The organism is Amycolatopsis sp. (assembly GCF_036008905.1).
Classification (GTDB): domain Bacteria; phylum Actinomycetota; class Actinomycetes; order Mycobacteriales; family Pseudonocardiaceae; genus Amycolatopsis.
Genome location: NZ_DASYMU010000027.1, coordinates 63,176 through 69,826 on the forward strand (window position 1 = coordinate 63,176; position 6,651 = coordinate 69,826).

General features: G+C 66.8%; 7 protein-coding genes. 3 read left to right on the plus strand and 4 right to left on the minus strand.

Features of this window, described 5'->3' with window-relative positions; genetic code table 11:
- Positions 1-729 (minus strand): GAF and ANTAR domain-containing protein, encoded by a 729-nt coding sequence (locus VGP60_RS05575; RefSeq protein WP_327546770.1) that lies wholly within the window; start codon positions 727-729, stop codon positions 1-3.
- Positions 730-1,008: 279 nt separating this feature from the next.
- Complete coding sequence (locus tag VGP60_RS05580) at positions 1,009-1,425, minus strand: Lsr2 family protein (protein ID WP_327546777.1); 417 nt, start codon at positions 1,423-1,425, stop codon at positions 1,009-1,011.
- 605 nt (positions 1,426-2,030) lie between these two features.
- Between VGP60_RS05580 and VGP60_RS05585 the strand changes: the two genes are divergently transcribed.
- Positions 2,031-2,612 (plus strand): hypothetical protein, encoded by a 582-nt coding sequence (locus VGP60_RS05585; protein WP_327546771.1) that lies wholly within the window; start codon positions 2,031-2,033, stop codon positions 2,610-2,612.
- Here the strand turns inward: VGP60_RS05585 and VGP60_RS05590 are convergent.
- Complete coding sequence (locus tag VGP60_RS05590) at positions 2,601-3,146, minus strand: DM13 domain-containing protein (RefSeq protein ID WP_327546772.1); 546 nt, start codon at positions 3,144-3,146, stop codon at positions 2,601-2,603. The two genes, VGP60_RS05585 and VGP60_RS05590, sit on opposite strands and share 12 nt — an antisense overlap.
- A gap of 35 nt (positions 3,147-3,181) precedes the next feature.
- Complete coding sequence (locus VGP60_RS05595; protein ID WP_327546773.1) at positions 3,182-5,437, minus strand: terpene synthase family protein; 2,256 nt, start codon at positions 5,435-5,437, stop codon at positions 3,182-3,184.
- Between the two features lie 195 nt (positions 5,438-5,632).
- On the opposite strand from VGP60_RS05595, the gene VGP60_RS05600 reads away from it, so the two are divergent.
- Together VGP60_RS05600 and VGP60_RS05605 are read left to right on the plus strand one after the other, a co-directional pair.
- A complete protein-coding gene (locus VGP60_RS05600) occupies positions 5,633-5,962 on the plus strand; it encodes a nuclear transport factor 2 family protein (protein WP_327546774.1) in 330 nt (109 codons plus the stop codon).
- Between the two features lie 44 nt (positions 5,963-6,006).
- Positions 6,007-6,591 carry a TetR/AcrR family transcriptional regulator gene (locus VGP60_RS05605; protein WP_327546775.1) on the plus strand — a complete coding sequence of 195 codons (585 nt, stop codon included), beginning with the start codon at positions 6,007-6,009 and terminating at the stop codon, positions 6,589-6,591.
- Positions 6,592-6,651 lie beyond the last annotated feature (60 nt).

The window sequence follows — 6,651 nt, forward strand, 5'->3', positions numbered from 1 at the left end:
TCACTCGGCTGCGGAGACCTCGGCGACGAACCGGGCGGCGACGTCGTGCAGTTTGTCGTTGTCGCGTTGGGACCGCACGACCAGCAGCTCGAACGCCTCGGCGGCGGTGATCTTGTGCGTGGCCATCAGGATGCCTTTGGCCTGCTCGATCACCGCGCGCGACGCCATCGCTTGGCGGAGCTGGCCGATGAGCTCCTGGTCGGTGCTGTACCGGCGTACCGACCGCAGCCCGAACACGACGACCGTGGTGTAGAGCTCCAGCAGCTTGGTCTCGACCTTGCGGAAGCCGTGCGTACCGAACCCGAAGAGGTTCACCGAACCGGAAAGGCCCTTGTCGACGGTCAGCGGCGCGGCCAGGTAGCTGCCCACGCCGAGCGAACGGGCGGCTCCGGCGAACTGTGGCCACAACGCGGTGGCGGCGTCCATATCGAGCCGGACCGGCTCTCCGATATCGGCGGCACGCAGGCAAGGACCGTCACCCACGCGGTACTGCTCGGTGTCGACGTCGACCGCGCGCTGGTCCGTGCTCGCCACCGTCTGCGGCACGCCGTCCCGGATCAGCGTGATGCTGGCCAGGTCCGCTCCGGGGATGACCCGGATGACCTGATCGCACACGGCTTGCAGCATTACCTCCATCTCGGGGTCACACTCGAGAATGGAGGTCAGTACTTCCAATGCGGAAGTCACATCGTCCAGATGATCGCCCAGCTGCCGGACGCCGACGGTCATAGTGCCGCTCTTCCCTTCCTGCGCCATAACAGGGCGGGGCGACGTTCAGGACCAGCCGAAATCCGGACGCGCTACCACCCGAACCGCTAGTGCCTAGCGGATCCGGGAAGAATTTTACTCGATCCGCGCGATTTGCGGGAGCACGGCTCGGCCTTCGCCGTCAGCCCGACCGGGTAAGGGCGTGTCCGGTGGATCTGTTCGAATACCGCGAACAAGATCTGTCAGACAATGCCCCAACTGTCCAAGCTGGACTGACGGCGTGCACACCGGCCGCACGGCTCACCCCTTGCCGGCGGACGCCTTCTTGCGGGTCGCGCGCTTGGCCTTGGCGGGCTCGGCTTTCGGAGCGGCCTCGTCACGGCGTGCCTGCTCGAAGGCTTCGGAAATCTCCGACGAGATACGGCCGCGTTCCGAAACCGCGTAACCGTTGGCGCGGGCCCATTCGCGGACCTGGCGCGAACGCTCGCGGTCACCGCCCGAGGACGTCGCCGACTGACCGGTGGCGAGCCTCACCTTCCGGCCCCCGGTCCGCTGGCCCGCCGCGATGAAACGCGCGAGTTCGTCACGAAGGTGTGCGGCGTTGTCGCCCGAAAGGTCGATCTCGTAGGAGACTCCGTCCAAACTGAACGGGACCGTCTGCGTGGCGATTTCGCCGTCGATGTCGTCGACCATCTCGATAAGGACCTTCTGCGCCATAATCTGCTCTTTCTGCTTCGCGGTAGATCTTGTCCGCCGTACCGTAACCGCCGGACGCGTGAAAAGCAGTAATTCGCCTTGGTTCCGCGCGGCGAAAATGTCGAGCAACCGCCGGTACAGTTGTGGGCGGCGGCCGGAAACTCCGCCGCCGAGCAGATTCCCGGCTTCGGGACCGAACTGCCGGAAAGCGTCCAGTCTGCCGGCCGCGGTATCGGCTATTTGCCACGATGCCGGTCCCGGATTCCGGACCGCGCCGGCGAACGGGAGAACGGCCGTCAACGACGTTCCCGCACTTTTCCTCGCTTCGGGTTCGACCGAGATCGGCGGCGGCCGGCCGGTCGCGAGCATCGCCACCTCGAGATCCTCCTTTTTGGACGGTGGGATCGCCACGCCGTCGCGGTGCGCGCCGAGCCTGCCGTCGCGCTGCGGCGCCGCGATCAGGTGCCGGTCCTCGGCGGTTAGCACCTGTAACGCCACAGGTGAACTCACCATGACAAGTTTCGCTCGAATGAGGGTTGCAACGGGCAACCGGCTACCACTATCAGGCAGGTGTCGTACACTGACGGTGAGAAATCAGAGCGCACGAGCGCAGGCGGGCGGGATACATGAGCCTCAACCAGATGACGCCGGACAGTGGCGGGGACTACCACGGCCGCGACTTCGCCGTCACGGACCGGCGCCACAGCGTGGTGGGCCTGCGGGTCAGCGTCGTGGCACCCGAGGTGGACACCGGCGCCCAGGCGCTCACGCGCGCCGCCATCGCCGCACTGAACCGCCGTGACCAGCTGTTTTCTATTCGCGCGGCCACCACGCTGGCCGCCGAGCAGCGGTCCGCGGCCAGCGCGGTCGCCCTCCTCACCGACATCCTGCTCAAGGGTTTCCCGCGCGGCGCGCTCCGGCCCGGCGTCCGCCTCGACGTCGACTTCAAGCCGACACCCGACGACCCGGACTGTCCCAAGGCCCAGAGCATCGCCCGCGACGTGCTGACGGCTGCCGCCGCCGGTGACGACGCCTTCGTCACCCGCACCTTGCAGACCCTGCCCGTCGAGACGATCGGAGACGTCCTCGTCGTGCTGCTCTACAGCGCGGCCGGGCGGCTCGAACACTTCGCGGGTGTCGACGGCGACGCGGCAGACGCCTACTACGACGCCACGGCGGCGAACACCGACGCTCCGCTAGAGGGTTAACGCGGCGGAGCCGAAGGCGACGTTGAAGCGGTCGCACCAGATGACCACACTGCGCAGTCCGTCGAGGCCGGCGTCGGCGGGGATCGCGTAGTTCTGGTTCCCGTCGGTCGCCTTGAGCTTGCCGAGTTTCACCGCGCGACCGTCGTCGTACTTGCCCCACTCGCCACCGGCTGCCGCGTCGGTGAGCCACACGTGCACATCCGGACCGTCCGAGGTGGAGAATCCCTCCAGCCGCAGCAACCGCGCACCGTCTTGTTCGAGTACGCGCGCGGTGCCGCCGGTCGTGTGCTCCTGGCTGACGAACGCGCCGGCCACCAGAACCCGCTGCTCGGCAGGCTTCTTGGCGCTCGAAACCGGGGCCGAGGTCGAAGGAGCCGCGGACGAAGGAGTCGTGAAAGCCACCGGAATCGCTTCGTCGACCGCACTGCGGGTGAACGCCTTCCACGGCTGGAAAGCCGCCAGCCCACCGGCTACGACGACAACGGCGACCGCGAGCGCGACCCACATGACCTTGCGGCGCAACAGTTTGTGCATCCGGTCAGTGTGCCCGCTCGCGGCCGCCTATTTCCTTACCGGACGCTTACCTTCCCCGTAGGCGCCGTGATCCGGACCGCCGAGGTCCCCAATCCGGCGGGCAGGAACGAGAACCCGGCCGGCACTTCGGGTTCTCGGCTGCGCTTGAGCTCCGCTTCGGTGTAGCGCACGCATTTCCGGTGCCACTCGAGGATCCCCGACATCCATTCCTTCAGATCCTCGGCGTGCCGGGTGAGCACCGCCCGCACGTCGTCGTCGAGGCCGAGGTCGTCGAACATCGCCGGGAGATCGGTGGCGACGATGTGCTCGAACTCCTCCATCCGCGCGGTCATCAGCGCGGCGACGATGTCACGGGCCTTCGTCCGGTCGACTTCGAGGAAGTTCTCCACGACCAGCACGATGTTGTGGACTTCACCCTCGTACTCGATCTCCTTCTGGTACGAGAACAGGTCGTTGGTGAAGCACGCGTAGTCCTGCGCCGCGGTGTCGAGCTCGTGCAGGACGCGGTTCTGGTAGATCCCCGGCGGCACGACGTCGGAATGCGAAAGCCGGGCGAGGCTCATCGTCATGTCCGAGCCGAACGTCTTGCGCCGCATCTCGATGTAGTCGACCGGGTCGGGCACGCGGTGCTGCACCTGGTTCAGCAGCTCCCAGAGCCAGCTCGCGGTCATGTCCTCGACCGCCTTGCGGAACTGCCGCCGCGAATCCATCGACATCGGCGCCGCGGTGCGCTGCCACAGGTCCCGCAGGCCACGCTCGATCGGGCCGATCGGCACCGGGGTAACGCCGAGGTCCAGTGGCATGAACTCCGAAAGCCGCTCGTTGCAGATCTTCGCCGCCGCGAGGTCCCGGCGCGCGCCGAACACCAGCGGGAAGTAGTCGTCGCCGTAGGTACCCCACGCGAGCCAGTCCGAGGAGAGGTTGAGCTGCTCGGGACTGGCGTCGGCGTGGATCATCGCGGCGCAGTGCGCGAGGTCGAACCCGAGGAACCGGCGCTCGTCCCATACTCCGCCGCGTTCGACCCCGGGGACCGAATCGAACATGCCCATCTCGCGTGCCCAGCCCACGGCGTACTTCCGCGCGGCGTCGATATGCGGGCTGGTCCGGATCGGGAACGGCATGGAGAAGGCTGGGAGTTCGAGATGCCCCACCGGCTGGAACGGCACGTGTGCGTGCTGCCGGGTCTGTTGGCGCAGCGCCAGTTTCGCCGGCGTCGGCAGGAACCTCGTGGCCGACGTGCCGAGCCCGGACGGGCCGCCGAGATGGCCGGTGCCGGTGTTTTCGGTAGCGGCGCCGTCGTTCATGTACCGGCTGGACCGCGCGTGCCACTCGTGGCCGCCGGCCTGCCAGTCCTGCAGGCCCTTGACGTACGCGCCGACGCCGAGCTGTTCGTGCGGCGGGACCGCGTTCTCGGCCAGCAGGCCGGGGACCTCGGTCAGGGCGGTGTTCTCGAACTGCAGCAGCCGGGAGGTGAGCATCTCGTTGACCAGTTCGGCGGCTTCCTGTGTCGAGGTGCCGAGGAAGGTCTCGAAGACGAGGACGGCGTTCGAGTTCTCGCCCTCCTCCTGCACCTCACGCTGGTAGGAGAACAGGTCGTTGCGCAGGTGGACGGCGTCGGAGAAGGTGTCCGAGAGGACCTCCATCGGCCGGGTCCCGGCGATGCTGTCCGGGATCTCGGCGCCGACGGCGACCTCGACGAGGTTCGCCGACCACGGCGCCCCGCCGACCCGCCGCCGCATCTGGAGGTACTCGATCGGGTTCGCGATCCGGCCGCGGCTGATGTTGTCGAGCTCCCACATGGACTCGACCATCAGATTGTGGGTACTGGTGACGAACCGTTTCCGCCAGCCGTCCGACATCGCCGGGACGGTGCGTTCCCACAGGTCCTTCAAGCCTTCTTCGGCCGGATTAGTGGGTTCCGGTGGAATTTCACCGGGTTCGGTCATAAACAGTTCGAGATGGTCGAGATAGGCTTTCGCGCCCGAAAGATCCCGGGAGTATTTGAACTCCTCGAGGAAATGGTCGTCGAAGAAGAACACCCAGACGTACCAGTCGGTGATGAGGTCCAGCATCGGGCCGTCACAGTCCGGATGGGTGTACGCGCACATCAGCGCGTAATCCATTTTGGCCAGTGCGGCCGTATCCCAGACCACGCCACCACCGGGCTTGGCCGCCTCGAGCATGCCCATCCGGTCGGCCCAGGCCGCACTGTGCTCGCGGGTGCGCTCCAGGTGAGGATTGATCCTCGCCGGATAAGGCATATAAAAATCGGGCAGCGTAAAAGCCTGCATGGGCACGCCCTCTTTCTCGGCGCCGACCGGTTCGGACGCTCGACATAAGACGCTCGCATTCAGCGGTATGCCATTGCATCGGCCAGCTGAGCGATATCCGGTGCTATCGGGTGAACCGATCAACGCGGCATGGTCACCCAACAGTGCTACAGTCATCTGTGTAGCGTCTGTAGCACCCGCCGCCAAGGAGGAACCATGACCGCCACCCCCGAAGTCGTCACCCGGTACTTCGACTCCACCGCGCGCCAGGACCTCGAAACGATGGTCGGCCTGTTCACCGAGGACGCCGTCGTGATCGACGAGGGCCACACCTACCGCGGTACCGCCGAGATCCGGGGCTGGAAGGACGGCGTCGCGTCGAAGTACGAGTACACGACCACGCTGATCAGCAGCGAGCACACCGGCGACGACACGTACCTGCTGGTCAACCGGCTCGAAGGCAACTTCCCGGGCGGCGTGGTCGACCTCGAGTTCCGGTTCGCGGTGGCCGGGGACAAGATCCGCCACCTGGAGATCGCCCCCTGACCGTAGTTCCGGACCGAAAGGTCCAGCTCGGTTAGGATGACCGGATGGCCAGACCCCGCAAGTTCGACGAGAAGAAGGTTCTCGACGCCGCGAAGGAGCAGTTCTGGGACGGCGGCTACTCGGCCACGTCACTGGACGAGCTCACGTCGGCGACCGGACTGGGCAAGGGCAGCCTCTACGGCGCGTTCGGTGACAAGCACCAGCTGTTCCTGCGCGCGCTCGACGAGTACCGCGTCGAGCAGATGGACGGCGTCCGAGCGGTCCTGCTAGGTGACGGGCGCGCCTGGGACAGGCTCGTGGCCATCCTCGAAGGCAGCGCGGCGCTCGCCGGCTCCGAGCTGGGCCGGCGCGGCTGCATGCTGGCGAACAGCACGAGCGAACTGAATCTGCGCGACGAGTCGGTGGTCGCCAGGGCCAGGGAGAGCTACGGCGGCGTCGAGGACCTGCTCACCGAATGCGTCACCGCGGCCCAGCGGCAGGGCGACATCGCCGCGGACGCCGATCCCCGGGCGCTCGGCCGCCTGATCGTGACGATCCTGCAGGGACTGGACTTCATGGGAAAGACAGGCATGGCCGCCGACGCGTTGCGGCAGGTCGCCGAGACAGCGATCGCGACGCTGCCCCGCTAGGTCACCTGAGCAGTTGGCTCATCCTGGGTGGGTGGCTCGTGAGTGGCAACAAGTGTTCTA